Origin of the sequence: Kutzneria kofuensis (genome assembly GCF_014203355.1) — a bacterium.
GTDB lineage: Bacteria > Actinomycetota > Actinomycetes > Mycobacteriales > Pseudonocardiaceae > Kutzneria > Kutzneria kofuensis.
In genome coordinates, this window is the sequence record NZ_JACHIR010000001.1 from 3892721 (window position 1) to 3912150 (window position 19430).

Below are 19430 nucleotides of genomic sequence, written 5' to 3' on the forward strand. Positions count from 1 at the left end.
AACGTCAGGAATGGTCCTTTCCGAACGTCAGGTCAGCGGAGCTCGGCGGGCTCCTCCTCGGCCGGGGCCGCCATCGCCTTGCCGGCGCGGTGCTTGACGTACAGCGAGACGCACACGCCGGCGATCAGCGCGACGCCCAGGCCGACCCAGGCGAAGCCGCTCAGCCACTTCTCGGCCACCTCGCCGACGTAGTGGATCAGCGCCGTGGTGCCGGTCGCCCACACGATGCCGCCGAGCGCGTTGGCGATCAGGAACTTGGGGTAGCGCATGTGCAGCGCGCCGGCCAGCGGGCCGGCGAAGATGCGCAGCAGGGCGATGAAGCGCCCGAAGAACACCGTCCACATGCCCCACTTGGCGAACGCCCGCTCCGCGGTGGCCACGTGACTGGGCCCGAAGTGCTTCGGGAACTTGCGGCCGAGCCACTCGAACAGGGGTTTGCCGCCCTTGCGGCCGATGGAGTACCCGATCGAGTCACCGATGATGGCGCCCGCGGACGCCGCGATCGCGATGTACTCCCACTCGACGGCCGAGCTCGGGTGGATGGTCAGCAGGGTGGCGCTGACCAGGGCGATCTCCCCCGGGATCGGGATGCCGAGGCTCTCGATCATCACGATCAGGCCGATCGTGACGTACACGGCAAGCGGTGGAATGGCCGCGATCCACTGGGCGATGTGCAAGGCCGTCGGTCCTTCCCCTGTCCCGTACGTTGTGTCCAGTGTGCCCGAAGAAGCGCCGACTGTCGGGCCGCTGTCGAATTCCTGAGGAGTCCATGTGATCTGGCATCACGCGGGCGATCAGGATGTTGACTGTGGACATGAGCGTTCCGGACAGTGTCACAGCGGCGTTGGGGCTGGTGTTCCTCGTCGGCTTCGTGCCGCTGCTGCCCACCGAGCCGGTGCTCATCTCCTGCGGCGTGCTGGCCGCGTCCGGCAAGCTCCCGCTGCAATGGGTGATCATCACGGCCATCACCTCGTGCGTGCTGGCCGACCTCGTCAACTATGGCATCGGGCGGCGGATCGGGCAGCCAGCCATCGCCAAGTTCGCCCAGCGCCGCACGCCCGCCCTGGTGCTGGACTGGATCAAGGAGCGGCTGGCCCGCAACGCCGAGCCGATCCTGGTCGCCGGGCGGTGGCTGCCCGGCGGCGGCACCATCGGCGCCGTGCTGTGCGGCTCGCTGCGCTTCCCGCTGCGCCGGTTCGCGCTGGCCTCGATGATCGGCTGCACGCTGTGGTGCCTGTACGCGACGCTGCTCGGCTACCTCGGCGGCGAGCTCGCTGACGACGACATCCCGCTGGCCCTGGGCGTGTCGCTGGGCATCGCGGCCGTGCTCAGCCTGCCCGCCAGCATGTTCCTACGGGCGCAGCGGCGGCGTCGGGCCGTCACCGCCGTCGACATCGACGACGACCCCGACCTGGAGCCCATCGCCGGCTGACTGGCCGTAGCCGATGAAGTTCCGGACGGCCTGGCTCATCTCGTGCTCCGTGAGCAGCCGCGGCTCGCGGCCGGCGCCGAGCACCTTGAGCGCCACCTCGCAGACCCACTCCAGGTAGCCGGCCCGCTGGTACGCCTGTCCCAGGTCGTCGCCGGTGGCGACGGCACCGTGATTGGCGAGCAGGCACGCGGACCGGTCGCCCAGCGCTTCGACGAGCACAGTTGCCAGCTCGGGCGTGCCGAACGGGCGATACGGCGCCACGAGCACGCGACCGCCGAGCAGCGCCAGGTAGTAGTGCACGGCCGGCACCTCGTCCACGACAACCGACAGCGCGGCGGCCGCGGTGGAGTGGGTGTGCACGACCGCCCTGGCATCGGTCGCGTTGTACACCGCGAGGTGCATCGGCAGTTCGCTCGTCGGCTTCAACGGCGCCTCGACGGCCGTGCCGTCCAGCTCGTGCACGCCGACCAGCTCCGGCGTCAGGTCGCCGTAGTCCAGGCCGCTCGGCGTCACGGCGACGAGGTCGCCCACGCGGACGCTGACATTGCCGGCGGTGCCGATGACCAGCCGGTCCTCGACCGCGCGCCGGCATGTCTCGACGACTTCCCGCCGGGCGTCCGCGAGCAGCATCACGGGGCCGTCAGGACGATCGGGTCACCCTCGGTGATGGCGATCGTGTGCTCGAAGTGCGCCGCTCGGCTGCCGTCCTCGGTGAGCAGCGTCCAGCCGTCGTGGCCGGTCCAGTACGTGTCCTGGCCGCCGCCGGTGAACATCGGCTCGATCGCGATCACCAGGCCGGGGTGCAGCTTCATGCCCTTGCCCGGCTCGCCCTCGTTGGGCACGTGCGGCAGCTCGTGCATGGCGTGACCGACGCCGTGACCGCCATGGTCGGCGAGGATGCCGTAGCCGGCGTTGCGGGCGATCGGGCCGATGGCGTGGCCGATGTCGCCGAGCGTGTTGCCGGGCCGGCAGACCTCGATGGCCGCCCGCAGGGCTCGTTCCGTGGCCTCGACCAGCGCGATGTCCTCTGGCTGCTGCTCGCCGATCAGGATCGTGATCGCCGCGTCGCCGTGCCAGCCGTCGACCTCGGCGCCGAAGTCGATGCTCAGCACGTCGCCGTCGTTGAGCCGGTAGTCGTTCGGGATGCCGTGCACCACCGCATCATTGACGCTCGTGCACAGGACCGCCGGATAAGGCGTCGGCGCGAAGCGCGGGTGGTAGTTCAGGAAGGACGAGCGGGCCCCCATGCTGGCGAGGACCTCCGCCGCGACCGCGTCCAACTCCTTGAGGCCGACACCGATGGCGGCCCGTTCCTTCACGGCCGCGAGCCCCGCGGCCACCACCGAGCCGGCCGCGCGCATGGCCCTGATCTCGGCTTTTGTCTTCAGCTCGATCACACCAATAACTTTACCGGTATTAGTATGACGGTTGTGGTGCGCGTCCCCCTGACCGAGTCCGAGCGAGCCCGCGGCGAGCGGCTCGGCCGGCTGCTGCGTACCGCCCGTGGCGGCCGCAGCATGGTCGACGTCGCCGCGCACGCGCGTATTTCGGTGGAGACCCTGCGCAAGATCGAGACCGGCCGCGTGCCGACCCCCGCGTTCTTCACCGTCGCCGCCGTCGCCGATGCCGTCGGGCTGTCACTGGACGAGCTCGTCGATGCGACGGTCGAGCAGCTTCGCTGAGTCCTCCTCTGGCAGCGCCGCCTCGGTCAGCCGGCGAAACGCCAGCTGGTAGGCGTCGACCTCGTCCGGCGAATCCGCGTACGAGACCGCCGTCAGGCTCTCCGTGTAGACCGTCGTGAACGCCGGCACCGCCAACGTGAGCAGCGTGAACGCCGTGCCGAGGCCCGCATGCTCGCCGCGGTCGATCGGGATCACCCGGAACGTCACGTTCGGCCGCTCGATCAGGCCGCGCAGGTGCTCCAGCTGCATGCGCAGCACCAGGCGGCCGCCGACCGGCCGCAGCAGCGCCGGCTCGCCCGTGACGATGTGCAGGTCCGGCGGGGTCGCCGAGGTCAGCGGCCGCTGCGCCTCCACCCGCTCACGCGCCTCCCGACCCACGTCCGACGGCGCCGTACGCAGCGACGTCGACAGCAGCGCGTTCGCGTAGTCCACCGTCTGTGTCAGATCCGGCAGCAGCTGGTCCGTGTACGTCTTGATCACCGACGACTCGGCGACGTACGCCCGGAACGTGCTCTCGCTCGCCGTCACCCGGGACGGCCGCTCGCGGGCCTTCATCCCGAAGAACCGGATCTTCTCCGCCTCGCCGTCCGGCACCTCGTAGAGCTCGAGCATGCGCTCCAGCTCGCTCTCCGGGACCTTGATGGCGCCCGCCTCGAGTCGGGCGATCTTGACGCTGCTGTACCAGTTCAACAGCTTCGTGGCCTGGGTCGGCGACATGCCGGCCTTCTCACGGCAGCTGCGCAGCACTGCACCCAGCAGCTCGCGGTACGCCGCGACTGCGGCAGACCCCATCGGCACATCCCTCCTCGTCCGCGGCCACCCATCCTGCCCGCCGCCACGGCCCCCACACCCAACCCCACCCGATCGAGGGACATATTCCTGATAGCTTATCAAGAATCCTGCCCGCTAAATTGAGCTCATGCCCATCACCCCCACCCTCCGCACCCGCCTCCAGGAGGCGGCATGCGACTACGCGCACCTGGCCGGCTGGAAGATCGTCCCCGGCTCCGTGTGGACCGGCTCCGAGTACATCCGCGGCCACACCAACCGCATCGCCGGCGAGTTCGAACCCGTCTTCCCCCGGCCCACCCGTGACGTTCGACGCGTGCACTCCCTGTGGAAGATCGCGCCCTACTCCGTGCTCGCCCCCACCGGCACGGCGTTCGACGTCATCTCCGTGCCGCTCGTCCTCGGCGTCGCCGCCACCCGGACCGCCCCGTTCCGACGGCGCATCGCCCCCGCCGCGCTCTCCCCCGACCGCATCCGGTTCCTCGTGTTGCCCGGCATCCCCGTCGCGCCCGACCTCCCCTTCGCCGAGCTCTGCACCCACGGCGAGTGCGTCCCCCTGCCGCCCACTCCCGTCGCCGGCGGCGCACTCACGTGGTGGATCTCCCCCGTCGCCACCGACTGGCAGCCCGGCGACTCCCTCGCCGTGCAAGCCGCCCTCCGCGAAGCCTCCGCCGACCTACTCCAGCCATGCTCGCGCTAACCCTGTTGGCCGCTGTCGGCAGCGTGCTCCTCGCCCTGGCCACCGTTCTCCTGCGCCCGCACCTCTTCGGCCCCAAACCCCAACACGCCGGCGCCCACCACGGCGCCGCCCTCACCGTCACCGACCTCCGCGTCCGCCTCGCCTACGAAGCCGGCCAACGCTCCGTACAGACCGCCCGCCATCACCTCGTTACCCACCGGCTCTGATCAGCGAATATCCAGTTGTATCGGAACAGCGTCATCCTGCCGAGCAACACATAGCAGGCATCCCGTTTTCAAGATCGATCCTGCACTCACGATGCAATAGCGGCACCAATCCGCGACGGTCACATCACCGAGCCGTGCGACACATTCACCTTTCTGCCGCAGCTACGTCGGGCCACACCTGGGTCGTGACTTCACGAAGATTTTCAACCTCAGACTTAGGGAATTTGCCCGTTGCAACAAACCGCTCCTCGATAGTGAGCCCAAGCTCTCGCGCCTTGGGCTCACTTCTCCCGAGGTAGTAGACCAACAAACTGTCAGCATCTTCACCCGTCACCAGAAATGGTTCGTTGCGATATTCGCAACGCCACTCGACACGGTAGACACCACACGTCTCCGAGATCGGCGTGTGTCTGATGTACAGATCGGGCGCATACTTCTCAAAGCCCACCATCGGTGGGTTGTCATCAAACCAGTAGAGGTCGACAACATCCGGATCCACCGTCAATGCGGTTCGGAATTTCCGCCCGCCAACAACGGAGAAGTAGTACTGTCCATGGGAGTCTGCCACTTTTCCCCTTTACCCAAGCAAGGCCATCAATATAAGCGGGTAATCCTTCTTGAAACACCATCCACGCCAGTCCCACCCGACATCAAATGTCTGCCAGACCCGGTAAACCCGCTTCCCATGAAGGAATCACCTCAGTCAACGGAGCCGCCAATATTCGCGCGGCCGGCCTCGGCCGACCACCGGACGGGACCATCGACGGGCGATGCGCCATGAACCCCTGCGCCACCCTCCGCAGCACCAGCAGGAGGAACCATCTACACCGAACTAGGCATTCCCCCTTTGGGCCAGTAGCGCTTCTTCACCTCACGAAGATTCTCCGCCTGCCCCCGAAGAATCTCACCGGTTGCGACGAACCGCTCGACCACGTTCATGCCAAGCTCGCGAGCCCCGGTTTCACTGTCTCCAACATAAGTCGCATCAAGGTTTTCACCGTCCTCACCGTTGACAATGAATGGCTCACCCCGGATACTCACATCGCCACTCGACAAGCAAGAGAGATTCCAACTCCTCCAAGCGGACCGCCATCTTGTAGGAGCCCGGGGTCGTTTGCGTGAAGCCAGGAACGGGCGGCTCAGAGCCGCTCCAGCGAAGATTGAGACTCGAAATTACGAACCATTTTCACGTGGCCAGATCTGGCGACGAACCTCTCGCAGATTGTCCACCTGATCCCGCGGGAACACACCAGTAGCCACAAGAGGCTCCTGAATCTTCAAACCAAGCGATTCAGCAACGCTGATGTCTCCACCGACATACTGCACCGCAAGGCGGTCCCCCAGGTCGGTGTCGACAATGAAGGGATGGCCTTTATATTCACAGTACCACTCCACGTTGTACAGGACGTCAAGTTCGTCCAACCGCACAGATCGCGTCCGAATCCCCGGCGCAAGCTCCGTAAACCTTTCATCGGAAGGACTTTCGCCTTCGGAATAAAGGTCGACAACATTTGGGTCCTGCGTCAGCGCTGCTTCATACTCGTGACCGTGGAGATATGCTACGTATGCCACTCGACCATCAACCCTTCTTCGTCGGAACCCAGCCCGTCTTCCCATTGAAGGTAGCGACAGGATACTCGCGGCCGTCACTGTCGATCCGAACTATACGGTCACCATTTCCCAGGTCGCTCGGCATACGCTCCCATTCTGGAACGAAATATTCATCCGACCGAGTCACACCATTGCCATTGAACGGCTCGCTCCACAGTCGACTTCCTTCAATGTTGGCGACACCTTCCCGCGTGGTCCCACCAAAGGGAATCTCATACTTCTCCGGGTCGGCAACCGTAGACCGCAGGACATAAACAGACTTCATGTCTTCAGAGAACGGCGTTCCAGGGTAATTCAACGCCAATGCCCGATAGTTGGACGCAGGTGTGGTCAACTGATCAGTATCCACACTGCGCGCGAAACAACCCCTCACCCTCTTGTAGCTGAAGTCATCGCTCTCGACGTTACCGAGATAGTTCTCCACCGCTTTGGGACTGAGCACCTTCTGTACGGGCATTCCAGCTTCTAGAGGAATTTCCTCGCGGATGGCTCGCCACTTCATGGCCTCGTCATGGGTGACGTTCGCGGTGCCGCCGGGCTGGTTCATACGGTGCCGCATGGAGTCGAACTCCGCCTTCGTGACGCCGTGGCGCTCGAGCAACTCGGGAAGCTGAACCTCGGCGGAGTGTGGACCGGGGAGCCGCCCCTTGAGGCGAGCGGGTTCGCCGCCACCTCCTGGGATGGTGGGTGCTGTCCTGTCCTTGCCGCCATGGCGTGACCCAACCTTCTCGGCTGGATGAGTACCGCCACCGGGAGCACGCTTCGGCTTCTTGCCAGAGTCGGCAACGCCCTTGCCGACGGGAGAACCGGAGCGTTTGGAGCCGCCGGGCGGGTCGACCTTGCGTTTCGCGTCGGGATGATGCTTGCGGAGGTTCTTGGCGGCGGTGGTGTCGGCTTCTTCGTAGAGGTCGGCGGTTTTGCCGAGGCGATGGCCTGCGGAACCGGCGACGCGGCCGCCCTGGTCGAAGACCTTGCCGGCGAGCTCGGTGGCCCGGCCGGTGAACTTGGCGACGACGGAGCCGACGCCGGAGCGGTCGCCGGAAGCATGGGAGACGAGGTTCTGGCCGGTCTGCTCGAGCTTCTGACCGGCCTGCTGGATGGTGTCGCCGAAGTTCTTGAGCTTGCCTCCCGACTTCCGCAGATGAGCTGGATGGATCTTGGCCTTGCTCACGTCGCCCCCAGGTGACGGTCAGAGCGTCTCAACCCATCGGGCAGGGTACGGCAAGTCGAGAGACGATTCTTGGTAACTACTCGGTCGGGCTACGGGGCAGCACTCCAGGTCAGACCAGCAAGAACCTGAGAGTATGCGAGACGGCCGAGCAGGTAGTTGCACGCCTGGTTCTCCGAGGCGGCAGGACGACCTCGCTACGAGGGCACAAAATACGCACCGCCTATTCTTCCATCTCGTCGGCAAACTGGAAGCGATCGCGGGTGATTTGCAGGACGGTCATGCGACCAAGAAAGGCGTAGCAAGCGTCGGCCTCATTGTAGAAGACGGACCACCGACCGGTGCCTCGAAGAACGATGCACCACCTGTTGTCGGCGGTCTCGCCGATGGACACGTCGTGATCGTCGATACCGATGGCTTCCAACGCGCTCGGGAGGCTGTCGACTGAGATGATCACGATATCTCCGGTTCGCTGACGCCGATTCGAGAGACGGCCTCCGGACCTGCCGTAGAGGCAGGTCCGGAGGGAACCAGGTCATTGAGCGGCGTCGCCCCATGAGAGGCCGGCGAGGATCTGGCTGTAGGTGAGGCGGCCGAGGAGGTAGGTGCAGGCCTGGTGCTCGGTGGAGAAGCGCTCCAGGTCGTTCTTGTCACCGCGCTCGAGCCAGTACACCTCCCAGGCTCCGTCCTCGGCCTGTTCGAGGGACCATGAATACTGGGCATGTCCGCCGAGGGCGACCATGCGAGCGGGAATGCCGATGGCGGCTACGGCGGATTCCAGTTCCTGGATGTTCACAGCTTGACCTCCCGGAGATACCCGGCGTTCACAAGATCGATGACGGAGTGCGGCATGTAGTACTGGGTTCCGCCACCGTCCTGGCCCATCGCGGGCGCGATCGGCCCCTCCCACACGGGAATGGGGTGAACGACCTCGTACTGGTGGTACCCGTCGGAAAGGTTGTTGGGCGGCAGGCCCCGCTGCGGGAACGGAGTGTCGGTAGGCGAGGTGAACCGGCCGAATCCGGGACCGAAACGGTCGATGGTCTGACCAGGCTGCAGGACGCTTGGCTGGCGCGATTCGGGGCTGTCGAAACCCTGGGGATGCTTCTGGGGATCGGGCCACACGAGGTCAGGGTTGCCGTGCGCATCCTTCTGCCCGCTCGGCCAGTACTTCTTGTTCCATTCGGCCTGCCCGAGCCCACCGGTGGGGTCGTATTCCTTCGGCACGATGTCCTTGACGGCCGGATGATTCCGGTCGGCCCCCGGCGTCAACGCGTCCTGCACACGGTTGGGATTTGCCTGCGCTTTCTTGATGAGATTGTCGTCGAGCAGGTTCTTGTGAGGATGGGTCAGATCATCCGTCGGCACCGTCTTGCCGTTGGCGTCGTAGTCGCGAGTGGACTTCGGCGGGTCGTGAAGGTCACCGCTGAGCGACGGGACCTCGTGGTCCTTGCCGCCTTTGCCGTTGCCGACGGCACTGGCTGAGCGCTTGCCGCCGCCGGCGACGGGCTCGGCCTTCTTGGTCTTGCCGCCACCGCCACCGCCGACCGGAGAGCCGGAGCGCTTGCCGCCGCCTGGGACGGACTTGCCCTTGCGGCCCTCGTGGACGTTGCGAAGGCCCTTGGCGGCGGCGCCGTCGGCCTCCTCGAACAGGTCGCCGGTCTTGCCGAGGCGGCCGCCGGCCTCCTCGGCGACCCGGCCACCCTGCTCGAACACCTTGCCGGCGAGCTCGGTGGCCCGGCCGGTGAACTTGGCGACGACGGAGCCGACGCCGGAGCGGTCGTTGGAGGCGTGCTCGACCAGGTTCTGGCCGGTCTGCTCCAGCTTCTGCCCGGTCTCCTTGACGGTGGTGCCGAACTTCTTGACCTTGCCGCCGGACTTGCGCAGGTGGTCGGGGTGGATCTTGACCTTGCTCATGTCGGGATGCCCTGGTTCGTCGCGACGGATTCGGCGGTGCCGAAGGGATCGTTGGCGACGCTGTCGGCCATGCCCTCGACCTGGTCCACGGAGTCACTGACGCCCTGCTTGAACCCGTCGGCGCCGGCGCCGGCCACGGCGCCGAGGTCGATGCCCTGGTGGGTGCCGAGCGCGTCCCCGACGAGCTGCTCGGCGAGTTCGGTGCCGGCGCTCTCCAGCGCGGCGAAGATGGGTCCCTCGACGACGGACAGCAGCTGCTGCTCGACGGTCTGGATGGCCTGCTGAATGGCCTGCTTGACGATCTGCTCGGTGAACTCGGTCTGGGCGACGGCCAAGGCCTCGGAGGCGCCGAAGGTCTCGATGGCGGCGGCCTGGTCGGCGATGAGCTCGGCGGCGAGGATGACCAGCTGCACGATGGCGGCGAGCTTCATGGCCATGATCACGACGGCGGCTATGTCCAACCCGGTCGCGAGCAGGTCCATGCCCTCGCCGAGCTGCTGGAGGTGCCCGTCGGCCAGCTTCTTCCACAGCGCCTCGAAGATCTGCAGCGACTCGGCGGAGTTGACGCCGAGCATCTCCTCGATCTCGGACTTGGCGTCGCCGTTGTTGCTGGACAGCTCGGAGCCGAGCTCGCGGAGCTGGTCGGCGGCGGAGCGGAGCTCGTCCTCGTCGATGTTGGGCCACTCGACGCCGATCAGGTCGAGCACCCAGGTGACCTCGGAAGGGAGGGTGACACCCATGCTCACCACGACCCTTCGTTGAGCACGGAGCCGCCGTCGTCATCGTCGTAGTCACGGCCGGACGGCGCGGTGGGGCGCTGCTGCTGCGGAGGCTGCTGGGACGGCGCGGGCCGGGCGGCCGGCGGCGCGGCGGGCGGGGGCGGGCTGTACGACGGCGGCGCGGCCTGGGCCTGGCGCCACGGGTCGGCCTGGTCGGAGGCGTCGGTGGCGGTCCGCGGCACCTCGGGCGTGCTGAGCTGCCCGGCGTCGATCCCGACGGCGCTGCCGGCGGCGGCGAGCACGTTGGCGCTCTGCGCGCGAACCGGCGCGAGCGTCTCGGACACCTTGGCCCGGGCCTTGGCGGCGGCGGCCTGGATCGTGGCGACGACGGTCTGCGCCAGCTTGTCGGGGGTGGTCCGCTCGAAGGCGTTCGGCGACAGCTTCAGCGACGTCACCACCCCGGTGGCGTCGACGGCGACCTGCACGCTGCCGTCGCGCGACGTCGCCTCCCCCGTGCTCGACAGCGCCTGCTGCTGCGCCTGCTTCACCGCGGCCATCTGCGCACGCAGCCCCGCCAGCGCGCCGTCGGCCTGTTGCCGCAGCTCGGCGACCTTCGCCGCCCGCTGCTCTGGACTCAAGTCCGGCTCAGTCATTGCCAACACCCCTCACGTCAGGCACTACGACGCCGACCGCGTCCCACCGGTTCCCGTCCGATTCGTGACCGGACCGCTCGGGGGACATCTTCGAGCCACCCCGATCCGCCGACCAGTCGGGGGGTGTGACCAGCGCGGGTGACGCCCGGTAGCCGATTCACCGGACACCTTCCAGTGCCCGCTTGTCGCAATAGGTCAAGAACGCCGCCGAGTACGTGCACAATCTGTACTTGTCGTGTACGCGGGCGAAGAAGGGGTGCGACCGGGTTGGCCGTGGAGTTCCGGATCCTCGGGCCACTGGAGGTCGTCGTGGACGGCCAGGTGGTGCCAATCGGCGCTGCCAAGCACCGCACGCTCCTTGCCTGCCTGCTGCTGCGGGCCAACCGCGTGGTGTCGGTCGACGAGTTGGTGGACCGCATCTGGGACGGCGACACGCCACACCGCTCGAAGGCGACCCTGCAGACGTACGTGATGCGTCTGCGTCAGGTGCTGGGCGACCCGTCGATCATCCGCACGGCGGCCGACGGCTATCTGATCACTGTCGACGCCGACCACCTGGACCTGCTGCGGTTCACGGAGCTCGCGGCGGCGGCGCGGGCGACGCAGGCCGGCGGGGACCTGTCGACGGCGGCGGAGCTGTTCGGCCAGGCGTTGAGCCTGTGGCGGGGCCAGCCGCTGGTGGACGTGCCGTCGGACGTGCTGCACCGCGAGGAGATCCAGCGCCTGGTCGAGCAGCGGCTGGAGGTGCTGGAGCGCCGCATCGAGGTGGAACTGAGCCTTGGTCGGCACACGGACCTGATCCCGCTGCTGCGCGCCGTCACGGGCGAGCACCCGTTCCAGGAGCGGTTCTGGGGCCAGCTGATGCTGGCGCTGCACCGTTCGGGCCGGCAGGTGGAGGCGCTGGAGGCGTTTCGCCAGGTCAGCCGCCTGCTCGGGGAGGAGCTGGGGGTCGGCCCCGGGGAGCGGCTGCGGGCGATGCACCAGGCGGTGCTGCGGGACGACCCGGGCCTGGCGCCGCCGGAGCGGGCGCCGCGCCCACCGACCCGCGCGGTGCCGTCGGAGTTGCCGGCCGACCTGGTGGACTTCGTCGGGCGGCGTGAGGTGTCGGACCGGATCGCGCAGCGGCTGCTGGCCGGCGACACGAACACGGCGGTGCCGCTGGTGACGCTGTCGGGGCCGCCTGGCGTCGGCAAGACCGCGCTGGCGATCCACGTGGCGCACGAGGTGAGCAGCCGCTTCCCCGGCGGCCAGCTGTATGTGAACCTGCGCGGCTACGCCCCGGGCCCGCCGATGAGCACAGTGGACGCTCTGACGAGGTTCCTGCGGGCGCTCGGCGTGCCGCCGTCGCAGATTCCGCTGGACGTCGAGGAGCAGATCACGCTGTACCGGTCCTGCATGGCGGGCCGGCAGGTGCTGGTGGTGCTGGACAACGCGGCGGCGGCCGAGCAGGTCCGCCCGCTGCTGCCGGGCAGTCCGGGCTGCGCGGTCCTCGTGACGAGCCGGGACACGCTGCTGGGGCTGACGGCGTTGCAGGGTGCGCGGCCCGTCGGCCTGGACGCGCTCACGCCGGACGAGGCGCACGGTCTGCTCACGGAAATGCTGGGCGCACGGGCGGTCCTGGCCGAGCCGAAGGCCGTCAGGGAGTTGGCGCAGCTCTGCGCCTACCTGCCGTTGGCGCTGCGGATCGCGGCGGCGAACCTGGCCAACAGCCCGGGCGTGGCGAACTATGTGGCACGGCTCCGGGAGGGCAACCGGCTCGACGCGCTCGTCGTGGACGGAGACGACGAGGCGGCCGTGCACGCGGCGTTCGACCTCTCCTACCACGCGCTGAAGCCGGCGGCGCGGCAGCTGTTCCGCCTGCTGGGTCTCATCCCCGGCCCGGACTTCACGGTGGAGGCGGCCGCGGCGGTGGCGTCGCTTCGCCTGGACGAGTCGCAGCGGCTGCTGGATCGGCTCGCGGCGGCGAACCTCGTGCAGCAGCACTCGCCGGGCCGCTACCACCTGCACGCCCTGCTCCGCCTGTACGCCGAGCAGCGCACGGAGGTGGAGGAGAACCCGGGTTCGAAGGTGATCGCCCGGTCGAACCTGGCCGCCTACTACCACCACGCGTCGGCGGCGGCGTCGAACCGGCTGTCCCCGGGCAGTGTGCGGTTGCCGGTGCCGGGCGCCGGTTTTGTCGTGACGACGCCGTCGTTCGCCGACCACTTCGAGGCGCTGGCCTGGCTGGACACCGAGCGGGCGAACCTGATCGCGGCGGTGGCGCAGGCGGAGGAGACGGGCCCGCTGCCGGCGGCCTGGGGTCTCGCGGACGCGCTGCACCGGTACTTCCGCGGCCACCGGCACGGCGACGAGGGCGTCCGGACCGCGCGGATCGGGCTCACCGCGGCGCTGCGGTCGGGCGACCGGCGGGCGGAAGCCGTTATGCGGCAAGCACTTGGCGCGCTGGCGTGGGATCAGAGCGACTACGACGAGGCCGTCGACCAGCTGTCGCTGGCGCTGGCCTACTACCGCGAGATGGGTCCGGACGACGCGCTCATCGAGGCGCTGACCGATCTCGGCGGTGTGTACGGCGAACGCGGTGACCTGGCGAAGGCGGCGGACTGTTTCCAGCAGGCGCTCAAGGTCGCGGAAGCGGTCGGTTCTCCGGCCGGCCTTGCCACCACGCGGTTCAAGTTGGGCACGCTGAAGCAGGCGTTGGGCGAAACCGAGGCGTCCCTTCCGCTGCTGGAGCAGGCGCTGGCCGGGCACCGGGCGCTCGGGCGCCGCTACGACGAGGCGTCGTGCCTGACCAACCTCGGGCTGAGCTATCAGGAGCTGGGCCAGTACGAGAAGGCGCTGGCATGCATGCACGAGGCGCTCGACCTGCGCACGGAGCTGGGCTCGTCGGACGGTCGCAGCAGTCTGCTGGACAACATCGCCGCGGTGTACCTGGACATCGGCGACTTGGCGCAGGCCGATGAGTACGCGACGACGGCGCTTGTGCATGCCCGCGAGACCGGCGCCCGCCGCGCCGAGGCGCACGCGCTGATCTCGGTGGCCTGGGTGGCGGCCCGTCGCGACGACCCCGAATTGGCCGTGCGCCGTTTCGAACAGGCGCTGAGCATCTTCCGGGAGATCGACAGCCCGGCCCTGGAGGCGTTCACGCTGATCCAGATGGCCACGATGCACCGGATGCGGGGCGATCGGCAGCGGGCGGTGGAGCTGGCCCGGCGGGCGATCGCCGTGTGCGTGCCGGAGCAGCATCCCACGACGCTGGAGCAGGCACGGAAGGCGTTGGAGCTAGCGCTGAACGATTAGGTCGGCCCGCTCGCGCGTACCGTCCACTTGGAACCAGCCGAGCTCGAATTCCTTCCACCGCACCAGATCAGCGCGGCTGGCCTCGCCGTCACGGGCGACGGCGCGCTCGAGCGCGTCCTTCGCCTCCACCCAGACCAGCTGCGACAGCCACGGCGTCGCCGCCCGGCGACCGGCGGAAACCCCTTCCACGACAAGGACTTCCGTCGGCTCGACGACAACCTCCGGGCCGAGTGCCGGCACGCCGCCGCTCCAGTCCATCCGCCGGTACCGGCCCGGCTCGCCACGCAGCAGCGGCTTGATCACGCCGTCGACCAGCCGCGGCCACCACGCCACCGGGTCGTCCCAGGTGGCGAAGTGGTCGGTGGGCACGATCGGCAGGCCGAGCGTCGCCGCGTAGCTGGACTTGCCGGCGCCGGACGGCCCGTCGATCGCGATGATCCTCACACCGTGCGACGCCCCGACAGGGCGCGGCCGAGCGTGAGCTCGTCGGCGAACTCCAGGTCGCCGCCCATCGGCAGGCCCGAGGCCAGCCGGGTGACGGTCAGCCCCGGGAAGTCGCGCAGCATGCGGATCAGGTAGGTCGCGGTCGCCTCGCCCTCGGTGTTCGGGTCGGTGGCGAGGATGATCTCCTTGATGTCGTCGGCGCCCATCCGGGCCAGCAGCTCGCGGATGCGCAGCTGGTCCGGGCCGATGCCGGACAACGGGTCGAGCGCGCCGCCGAGCACGTGGTAGCGGCCCTTGAACTCGCGGGTCTTCTCCACCGCCACGACGTCCTTGGGCTCCTCGACCACGCACACCACGGTGGCGTCGCGGCGCGGGTCCTTGCAGATGCGGCAGGTCTGCTCCTCGGAGACGTTGCCGCAGATCTGGCAGAACTGCACCCCTTCGCGCACCTTCTGGAGCGCGTCCTGCAGTCGCCCGATGTCCGCCGGATCGGCGGCGAGCAGGTGGAACGCGATGCGCTGGGCGCTCTTCGGACCGACGCCGGGCAGCCGCCCCAGCTCGTCGATCAGGTCCTGGACCGGTCCCTCGTACACCGTCAGAACCCGGGCAGGCTCAGGCCACCGAGGTCGAACCCGCCGCCGAGGCCACCGGCCAGCGGGCCCATCTTCTGCGCGGCCAGCTGCTGCGCGTTGTTGTTGGCGTCGCGCACGGCCGCGACGACCAGGTCGGACAGCGTCTCGACGTCGTCGGGGTCGACCACCTTCGGGTCGATGTTCAGCGACTTGAGCTCGCCGGCGCCGGACACGGTCGCGGTCACCAGACCGCCGCCCGCGGTGCCGGTGACCTCGGCGGCCGCCAGCTCCTGCTGGGCGTTGACCAGCTGCTGCTGCATCTGCTGGGCCTGTTGCAGGATCTGTTGCATGTTGGGCTGGCCGGGCTGCACCGCGGCTCCTCTCGTCGGTTTGACCAGCACCAGCGTAGTCGCCGGGTGTGACAGGGTGGATCCATGGGGCTGGACGTGAGGCGACTACTGGAACTGCACACGTGGCGGGCTTTCGACGTCGACGACGAGGGGCGGGTGCTGGCCGGCTCGGACGAGTCGGGCCGGGTGCAGCTCGTCGAGCTGGCGCCGGACGGCACGGCGACGCCGCTGCCACACCTGACCGGCGTGAGCAATGCGAAGTACGTCAGGGGCGAGCGCGCCGTGGTCGTCGAGCACGACAGCGGCGGCAACGAGCGCGGCCAGCTGTCGCTGCTGCGGCTCGGCGCGTCGGAGTTCGAGCCGATCGTGCACGACGAACGGCACATCCACCGGCTGGGGGGCATGCTGGACGGCCGCGTCGTGTACGCCACGAACCGGCGCAACAAGGTCGACTTCGACGTGGTGGTGCGCAACCTGTTCAGCGGGGCCGAGGAGGTCGTCTACGACCGCGGCGGCTACTCGGCCGACGCGGCGCTGTCCCCCGACAGTCGGTACCTGGCCACCACGGTCGGCACCGACCAGGCGAACTCGACCCAGCTGCTGCTGGTCGACACCATGCCGGCGACCGAGGCCGACCAGGTGGTCGAGCTGACCGGCGCCGACGAGCCGACCAACATCGGCCATGTCGGCTGGCTGCCCGACGGCTCCGGCCTGATCGCCACCAGCAACCGGGACCGCGAGTTCAAGGCCGTTGCCCGGTACGACCTGGCCAGCGGGCAGTGGACGTGGCTGGTCGCCTCCGACCAGCACGACCTGATCGGCTGGCTGTCGCCGGACGGGCAGAAGCTGCTGGTGATGACCAACGTCGACGGTGTCGCCCGGCTGACCGTGCACGAGGGCCCGACCGGCCGCCAGCTCGACGAGATCCAGCTGCCCGCCGACGGCTGGACCTCGTATCCGCTGCTGGATCCGGTGTTCTCGCCGAACTCCCGGTACGTGGCGGTGACGTTCAGCTCGCCGACCATCCCGATGGACGTGCTGCTGGTCGACCTGGAGTCGGCGAAGGTCACCCCGCTGACCGACACCGGGTCGCAGCTGGCCGGCATGGTGGAGCCGACGCACGTCCGCGCCAACGGCCAGATCCCGTGCTTCGTCTACGGCAGCGGCAAATCCGCGGTGTTGTTCCTGCACGGCGGCCCCGAGGGGCAGTCGCAGCGCCGGTTCGATCCGCTGGTGCAGGGGCTGGTCGCCGCGGGGCACGTGGTCGTGGTCCCGAACATCCGAGGATCCATCGGCTACGGCAAGTCGTACTACTCGGCCGACGACCGGCGCAGGCGGCTGGACTCGGTGCAGGACCTGGCGGTGCTGCACGACTGGCTGCCGTCGATCGGGGTCGATCCGGCGAAGGTCGCGCTGTGGGGCCGGTCCTACGGCGGCTACCTGGTGCTCGCCGGGCTGGCGTTCCTGCCGGAGCGGTGGGCGGCCGGCGTGGACATCGTCGGCATCTCCTCGCTCGTCACGTTCCTGGAGAACACCTCGCCGTACCGGCGGCGCCTGCGGGAGCGGGAGTACGGCTGGCTGGACTCCGACCGGGACTTCCTGGAGGAGGCGTCCCCGATGAACAAGGTCGACCAGATCCGCGCGCCGCTCTTCGTGGTGCACGGGGCGAACGACCCGCGGGTGCCGCTGAGCGAGGCGGAGCAGCTGGCCGAGGCGGTGCGCCGCAACGGCGTCGAGTGCGAGCTGGTGGTGCACGCCGACGAGGGGCACCAGATGGCCAACCTGGCGAACAAGCTGGCCACCTATCCCCGGGCGATCGAGTTCGTCACCCGCCGGCTGGCTTGACGCGCTTCTCGATCGGCACCGCGCCGAGTTCCTCGGCGAGCATCTCGAGCAGGACGTCGTGCGGGTCGCGGCGGTCGACGAGCTCGCCCGGCTCCGGCGCGCGTGCCGCCTCGGCCATCATCGACTCTTCGCTCTCCGGCTCCGGTTCCGGCTCGGGTTCGGCGGGCTCGTCCGGCTCCGGCGGCAGCGGGATGTCGTCGACCGGGGACGCGGCCGCCGGCGGTGCGACCGGCGTCGGCCGCGACTCGGGCTGCGGGCGGGCGGCCTGGCTGGGCCGGGTCGGCGCGGCGGGCCGCTGCCGAGGCGGGGCCGCCGCCGGGGCCGCCATCGCACCCGGTCCGCCACCCGCTTCGCCGTGCACGCAGCGGACCTGCCAGCTGCCGCCGACGACCTTGCCGATGGCGGCGGCGATGGCGTCCTGGTTCTGGGCGGCCGCGAGGCGGCGGGCCAGCGGGGCCGAGGTGTGGGCGATGGTGACGGTGTTGCCGTCCACGGACTGCACGGCGGCGTTCATCAGCATTGCCTGCGTGGACTTGCTCGGGATCGCCGCCAGCAGCTGGGACCAGAGCCGTCGCAGCGTCGCCACGTCCACTCCGCCCTCGCCGGCGGGCGCGGCGGCCGCCGGGGCCGGTTCGGGCTGCGGCTCCGGCTGGACCGGCGGCTGCTGGACCGGGGCTTGTTGCACCGGGGGCGGCTGGACCGGCGGCTGCTGGACCTGAGGTTCGGGCTGCCTGGGGGCCGGCGCCTGGGCAACCGGCTCCGGCTGGGGCTCGGCCGGCTGGGGTTCCGCGGGCCGCTGCGACGGCCGCTGGAACTTGTTCGCCACCGGAGCCGCGGCGTCGACCGCGACTGCACCGGCGGCTGCGACCGGGCGGTGCTCCAACTGCTCGATCCGTTGCAGCAGTGCCGCGTCGGTGGCGCTGGCGGCCGGCAGCATCATCCGGGAGCACAGCAGCTCCAGCACGAGCCGCGGCGCGGTCGCCCCGCGCATCTCGATCAGGCCGGCGTGCACGATCTCGGCGTACCGGGTGAGGGTGGCCGGGCCCAGCCCCTGGACCTGCTCCTGCATCTGCGCCAGCTCGTCCTCCGGCGCGGTGATCAGCCCGCGCTGGCCGGCGTCCGGCACCGCGGACAGCAGCACCAGGTCGCGCAGCCGTTCCAGCAGGTCCGCCGCGAAGCGGCGGGGGTCGTGGCCGGCCTCGACGACCCGGTCGAGCGTGCCGTACACCGCCGCGCCGTCGTTGGCGGCCAGGCCGCGGACCATCTCGTCGATCAGGGCGATGTCCGTGACGCCGAGCAGCGCGATCGCCCGCTCGTAGGTGACGCCCTCGTCGCCCGCGCCGGCCAGCAGCTGGTCCATCACCGACAACGTGTCACGGGCCGAGCCGCCGCCCGCGCGCAGCACCAGCGGGTAGACGGCCGGCTCGACCTTCACGCCCTCGTCGCCGCAGATGTTCTCCAGCAGGCCGCGCAGCGTGCCCGGCGGGATCAACCGGAACGGGTAGTGGTGGGTGCGGGACCGGATGGTCGGCAGCACCTTCTCCGGCTCGGTCGTGGCGAACACGAAGATGAGGTGCTCCGGCGGCTCCTCCACGATCTTCAGCAGGGCGTTGAAGCCCTGCGTGGTGACCATGTGCGCCTCGTCGATGATGAAGACGCGGTAGCGGGCCTCCGCCGGCGCGTAGAAGGCGCGGTCGCGCAGCTCGCGGGCGTCGTCGACGCCGCCGTGGCTGGCCGCGTCCAGCTCCACCACGTCCACCGTGCCGGAGCCGCCCGGGGCCAGTCCGATGCAGGAGTTGCACACCCCGCACGGGTTCGGCGTCGGTCCCTGCGCGCAGTTCAGCGACCGGGCCAGGATGCGGGCGCTGGACGTCTTGCCGCAGCCCCGTGGACCGGAGAACAGGTAGGCGTGGTTGACCCGCCCCGCGGCCAACGCGGCCCGCAGCGGCTCGGTGACGTGGTCCTGGCCGACGACCTCGGCAAAGGTCGCGGGCCGGTACTTGCGGTAGAGGGCGAGCGCCACGGGTACGACCCTACTGCGGTGG

22 protein-coding genes are annotated in these 19430 nt (G+C 69.3%); 6 read left to right on the top strand and 16 right to left on the bottom strand.

Annotated features, from left to right (window positions below; genetic code table 11):
* Positions 1-32 precede the first annotated feature (32 nt).
* Positions 33-677: a DedA family protein gene (locus tag BJ998_RS17835; protein ID WP_184863103.1), complete on the bottom strand. Its 645-nt coding sequence runs from the start codon at positions 675-677 to the stop codon at positions 33-35.
* 137 nt (positions 678-814) lie between these two features.
* Between BJ998_RS17835 and BJ998_RS17840 the strand changes: the two genes are divergently transcribed.
* The gene (locus tag BJ998_RS17840) at positions 815-1432 is read left to right on the top strand and encodes a DedA family protein (protein WP_184863105.1); all 618 of its coding nucleotides are present in this window, start codon (positions 815-817) and stop codon (positions 1430-1432) included.
* On the opposite strand, the gene BJ998_RS17845 is transcribed toward BJ998_RS17840, so the two are convergent.
* Together BJ998_RS17845 and map are read right to left on the bottom strand one after the other, a co-directional pair.
* The gene (locus BJ998_RS17845; protein WP_184868741.1) at positions 1352-2062 is read right to left on the bottom strand and encodes a class II aldolase/adducin family protein; all 711 of its coding nucleotides are present in this window, start codon (positions 2060-2062) and stop codon (positions 1352-1354) included. The two genes, BJ998_RS17840 and BJ998_RS17845, sit on opposite strands and share 81 nt — an antisense overlap.
* Positions 2062-2829, bottom strand: a complete 768-nt coding sequence (gene map, locus BJ998_RS17850) for a type I methionyl aminopeptidase (protein WP_184863107.1) — start codon at positions 2827-2829, stop codon at positions 2062-2064. The genes BJ998_RS17845 and map overlap by 1 nt, the downstream gene beginning before the upstream one ends.
* A gap of 33 nt (positions 2830-2862) precedes the next feature.
* Between map and BJ998_RS17855 the strand changes: the two genes are divergently transcribed.
* Complete coding sequence (locus BJ998_RS17855; RefSeq protein ID WP_184863109.1) at positions 2863-3114, top strand: helix-turn-helix domain-containing protein; 252 nt, start codon at positions 2863-2865, stop codon at positions 3112-3114.
* Here the strand turns inward: BJ998_RS17855 and BJ998_RS17860 are convergent.
* On the bottom strand, positions 3070-3906 hold the full coding sequence (locus BJ998_RS17860) for a helix-turn-helix domain-containing protein (RefSeq protein ID WP_184863111.1): 837 nt from the start codon (positions 3904-3906) through the stop codon (positions 3070-3072). The two genes, BJ998_RS17855 and BJ998_RS17860, sit on opposite strands and share 45 nt — an antisense overlap.
* Before the next feature lie 127 nt (positions 3907-4033).
* Between BJ998_RS17860 and BJ998_RS17865 the strand changes: the two genes are divergently transcribed.
* Together BJ998_RS17865 and BJ998_RS17870 are read left to right on the top strand one after the other, a co-directional pair.
* A complete protein-coding gene (locus BJ998_RS17865; protein ID WP_184863113.1) occupies positions 4034-4603 on the top strand; it encodes a hypothetical protein in 570 nt (189 codons plus the stop codon).
* Positions 4591-4809: a hypothetical protein gene (locus tag BJ998_RS17870; RefSeq protein ID WP_184863115.1), complete on the top strand. Its 219-nt coding sequence runs from the start codon at positions 4591-4593 to the stop codon at positions 4807-4809. Before BJ998_RS17865 ends, BJ998_RS17870 begins: the two co-directional genes overlap by 13 nt.
* Before the next feature lie 145 nt (positions 4810-4954).
* Here BJ998_RS17870 and BJ998_RS17875 read toward each other — a convergent pair whose 3' ends face one another.
* The 8 genes from BJ998_RS17875 to BJ998_RS17910 form a co-directional block, all read right to left on the bottom strand.
* Positions 4955-5377, bottom strand: coding sequence for a UCP033725 family protein (locus BJ998_RS17875; protein WP_184863117.1), 423 nt, complete (start codon positions 5375-5377; stop codon positions 4955-4957).
* Between the two features lie 605 nt (positions 5378-5982).
* Positions 5983-6381 (bottom strand): UCP033725 family protein, encoded by a 399-nt coding sequence (locus BJ998_RS17880; protein ID WP_184863119.1) that lies wholly within the window; start codon positions 6379-6381, stop codon positions 5983-5985.
* A gap of 7 nt (positions 6382-6388) precedes the next feature.
* A complete protein-coding gene (locus BJ998_RS17885; RefSeq protein ID WP_184863121.1) occupies positions 6389-7591 on the bottom strand; it encodes a WXG100 family type VII secretion target in 1203 nt (400 codons plus the stop codon).
* Positions 7592-7811: 220 nt separating this feature from the next.
* Positions 7812-8045, bottom strand: a complete 234-nt coding sequence (locus BJ998_RS17890) for a hypothetical protein (RefSeq protein WP_184863123.1) — start codon at positions 8043-8045, stop codon at positions 7812-7814.
* Positions 8046-8123: 78 nt separating this feature from the next.
* Entirely contained in the window at positions 8124-8384 is a 261-nt protein-coding gene (locus BJ998_RS17895; RefSeq protein WP_184863124.1) for a hypothetical protein, read from the bottom strand.
* Positions 8381-9505 (bottom strand): TNT domain-containing protein, encoded by a 1125-nt coding sequence (locus BJ998_RS17900; protein ID WP_184863126.1) that lies wholly within the window; start codon positions 9503-9505, stop codon positions 8381-8383. The genes BJ998_RS17895 and BJ998_RS17900 overlap by 4 nt, the downstream gene beginning before the upstream one ends.
* Positions 9502-10245 carry a WXG100-like domain-containing protein gene (locus tag BJ998_RS17905; protein ID WP_184863128.1) on the bottom strand — a complete coding sequence of 248 codons (744 nt, stop codon included), beginning with the start codon at positions 10243-10245 and terminating at the stop codon, positions 9502-9504. The genes BJ998_RS17900 and BJ998_RS17905 overlap by 4 nt, the downstream gene beginning before the upstream one ends.
* 2 nt (positions 10246-10247) lie before the next feature.
* Positions 10248-10877: a YbaB/EbfC family nucleoid-associated protein gene (locus BJ998_RS17910; protein ID WP_184863130.1), complete on the bottom strand. Its 630-nt coding sequence runs from the start codon at positions 10875-10877 to the stop codon at positions 10248-10250.
* Between the two features lie 273 nt (positions 10878-11150).
* Between BJ998_RS17910 and BJ998_RS48640 the strand changes: the two genes are divergently transcribed.
* Positions 11151-14174, top strand: a complete 3024-nt coding sequence (locus tag BJ998_RS48640) for an AfsR/SARP family transcriptional regulator (protein ID WP_312890556.1) — start codon at positions 11151-11153, stop codon at positions 14172-14174.
* Here the strand turns inward: BJ998_RS48640 and BJ998_RS17920 are convergent.
* The 3 genes from BJ998_RS17920 to BJ998_RS17930 are packed head-to-tail and all read right to left on the bottom strand — an operon-like array spanning position 14157 to position 15540.
* Positions 14157-14618 carry a uridine kinase family protein gene (locus tag BJ998_RS17920; protein ID WP_184863134.1) on the bottom strand — a complete coding sequence of 154 codons (462 nt, stop codon included), beginning with the start codon at positions 14616-14618 and terminating at the stop codon, positions 14157-14159. The two genes, BJ998_RS48640 and BJ998_RS17920, sit on opposite strands and share 18 nt — an antisense overlap.
* A complete protein-coding gene (gene recR, locus BJ998_RS17925) occupies positions 14615-15211 on the bottom strand; it encodes a recombination mediator RecR (RefSeq protein WP_184863136.1) in 597 nt (198 codons plus the stop codon). The genes BJ998_RS17920 and recR overlap by 4 nt, the downstream gene beginning before the upstream one ends.
* Positions 15212-15213: 2 nt before the next feature.
* The gene (locus BJ998_RS17930) at positions 15214-15540 is read right to left on the bottom strand and encodes a YbaB/EbfC family nucleoid-associated protein (RefSeq protein WP_184868742.1); all 327 of its coding nucleotides are present in this window, start codon (positions 15538-15540) and stop codon (positions 15214-15216) included.
* A gap of 84 nt (positions 15541-15624) precedes the next feature.
* Here BJ998_RS17930 and BJ998_RS17935 point away from each other — a divergent pair, with 84 nt between their 5' ends.
* Entirely contained in the window at positions 15625-17385 is a 1761-nt protein-coding gene (locus BJ998_RS17935) for a S9 family peptidase (RefSeq protein ID WP_184863138.1), read from the top strand.
* Here BJ998_RS17935 and BJ998_RS17940 read toward each other — a convergent pair.
* Positions 17366-19408, bottom strand: coding sequence for a DNA polymerase III subunit gamma and tau (locus BJ998_RS17940; RefSeq protein WP_184863140.1), 2043 nt, complete (start codon positions 19406-19408; stop codon positions 17366-17368). The genes BJ998_RS17935 and BJ998_RS17940 overlap by 20 nt on opposite strands.
* Positions 19409-19430 lie beyond the last annotated feature (22 nt).

Bases quoted from the DNA above. Each gene is read 5' to 3' on its own strand.
- BJ998_RS17840 (WP_184863105.1), top strand. From the start codon at position 815: ATGAGCGTTCCGGACAGTGTCACAGCGGCGTTGGGGCTGGTGTTCCTC.
- BJ998_RS17845 (WP_184868741.1), bottom strand. From the start codon at position 2,062: ATGCTGCTCGCGGACGCCCGGCGGGAAGTCGTCGAGACATGCCGGCGC.
- BJ998_RS17860 (WP_184863111.1), bottom strand. From the start codon at position 3,906: ATGGGGTCTGCCGCAGTCGCGGCGTACCGCGAGCTGCTGGGTGCAGTG.
- BJ998_RS17865 (WP_184863113.1), top strand. From the start codon at position 4,034: ATGCCCATCACCCCCACCCTCCGCACCCGCCTCCAGGAGGCGGCATGC.
- BJ998_RS17870 (WP_184863115.1), top strand. From the start codon at position 4,591: ATGCTCGCGCTAACCCTGTTGGCCGCTGTCGGCAGCGTGCTCCTCGCC.
- BJ998_RS17900 (WP_184863126.1), bottom strand. From the start codon at position 9,505: ATGAGCAAGGTCAAGATCCACCCCGACCACCTGCGCAAGTCCGGCGGC.
- BJ998_RS17905 (WP_184863128.1), bottom strand. From the start codon at position 10,245: ATGGGTGTCACCCTCCCTTCCGAGGTCACCTGGGTGCTCGACCTGATC.
- BJ998_RS17910 (WP_184863130.1), bottom strand. From the start codon at position 10,877: ATGACTGAGCCGGACTTGAGTCCAGAGCAGCGGGCGGCGAAGGTCGCC.
- BJ998_RS17930 (WP_184868742.1), bottom strand. From the start codon at position 15,540: ATGCAACAGATCCTGCAACAGGCCCAGCAGATGCAGCAGCAGCTGGTC.
- BJ998_RS17935 (WP_184863138.1), top strand. From the start codon at position 15,625: ATGGGGCTGGACGTGAGGCGACTACTGGAACTGCACACGTGGCGGGCT.